Annotated in this window: 2 protein-coding genes; both read left to right on the top strand. The window is 68.7% G+C overall.

The features are described 5' to 3' along the window. Positions 1-1,033, top strand: a 1,033-nt coding sequence (gene murJ / locus AC1DT2_RS22410; RefSeq protein ID WP_477298830.1) for a murein biosynthesis integral membrane protein MurJ, incomplete at its 5' end; no start/stop codon positions are given. A gap of 100 nt (positions 1,034-1,133) precedes the next feature. Beyond that, positions 1,134-1,797 (top strand): riboflavin biosynthesis protein RibF (ribF, locus tag AC1DT2_RS22415; RefSeq protein WP_477298831.1); only part of this gene is annotated, 664 nt, incomplete at its 3' end.

Genomic DNA, 1,797 nt, shown 5'->3' on the forward strand with positions numbered 1-1,797 from the left:
GGGCTGGGCGATCCTCGTCGCCGGCATCCTCCAGCTGGCCTTCCAGCTGCCGACGCTGCGCCGCCTCGATCTGCTCGCCCTGCCGCGATGGGGCTGGAGCTCGCCGGACGTGCGCCGGATCATGCGGCTGATGGTGCCGACCCTGTTCGGGTCCTCCGTGGCCCAGATCAACCTGCTGCTGGATACAGTGATCGCTTCGCTGCTGGTGGCGGGGTCGCAGAGCTGGCTCTCCCAGGCCGATCGCTTCCTCGAACTGCCGCTGGGCGTGTTCGGCGTCGCGTTGGGCACGGTGATCCTGCCGTCGCTGTCGCGCCATCACGTCGGCGCGGACAAGGAAGCGTTCTCGCGGGCGCTGGACTGGGGCCTGCGGACGACCCTGCTGATCGCGGTGCCGGCGATGTTCGCGCTGATGATCCTTTCGGTGCCCTTGGTGGCGACGATCTTCCAGCACGGCGCATTCACCGCGTTCGATACACGGATGGCCTCCTTGTCGATTTCGGCCCTGAGTTTCGGTCTGCCCGCGTTCGCCCTGGTCAAGGTGGTGCTGCCGGCGTTCTACTCCCGCAAGGACACCCGTACCCCGGTGCGTGCCGGCGTCGCCTCGCTGGTGGCCAACATGGTCTTCAACGTGGCCTTCCTGGCCCTGCTGTTCTTTCTCTGGGCGAGCCCGGCGCAGAAGGCCGGCTCGTGGTTCGCTGCGCTTTCGGCTATTCCCGGCCTGCACATGGCCCTGGGCATGGCCAGCGCGCTGGCCAGCTACCTCAACCTGATCCTGCTTTGGCGCTGGCTGGGCAAGGCCGGTGTCTACGAGCGCCAGCCCGGCTGGGCCCGGCACCTGCTGCGCCTGGGCGTGGCCTGCGCAGCGATGGTCGCCGTGTTGTTGGCTGGCCTCGCCGTCTGGCCCGAGTGGACCGATGTCGAGAAGTGGGAGCGCGTATGGCGTCTGGCCGTACTCGTGGTCGCCGGCGGTGGCGCCTACCTCGTGGCGCTGTTCGCGATGGGTTTCCGCCTGCGCGACCTGCGCACCCGCTGAGACTCGGCGGCGGGCCAGGCGACTCGCATTGTGCGGCGCAATGGGCCGGCTATACTGGCCCGATGGCTTTTATTCCGCATCGCTTCCAGGACGCCCACGCATGACGCTGCGATTCCATCGCGACGTCGACGGACCCTGCCTGGCACCCCAGGGCAGCGTCGTCGCGATCGGCGCTTTCGACGGCCTGCATCTCGGCCACCAGACCATCCTCGACGAGGTGCGCCGTCGCGCCGAGGCGCGTGGCTTCGTGCCCGCCGTGATCACCTTCGAGCCCCTACCGCGGGCGTTCTTTTCGAAGGAGCCCGTACCGCGCCTCTCCGGCGTGCGTGAGAAGGCTGAAGGCATGTCGGCCGCGGGCATTCGCGAGCTGCTGTCGCTGCGCTTCGACGAGGCGCTCACCGCCATGTCGGCCGAAGACTTCGTCCGTCGCGTGATCGTTGGCCGGCTGGCCGCCCGGGAAGTCTGGGTCGGTGAGGATTTTCGCTTCGGCCACCGCCGGGGCGGCGACTTCGCGTTGCTGCAGAGCATGGGCGCCGAGCTCGGTTTCACGGCCCACGCCGTGCCCCCGGTCATTATCGACGGCGAGCGCGTGTCGTCGTCGAAGGTGCGCACCCTGCTTGGTGAGGGCCGCTTCGCCGAGGCGACGCGACTGCTCGGCCGCCCCTTCGTGATCGACGGGCACGTCGAGCACGGCCAGCAGCTTGGCCGCACCCTTGGATATCCGACCGCGAATGTCCATCTCAGTGAGAGGGTCAGCCCGGTTC

The sequence above is a fragment of the Luteibacter sp. P4_E6 genome, assembly GCF_056401535.1.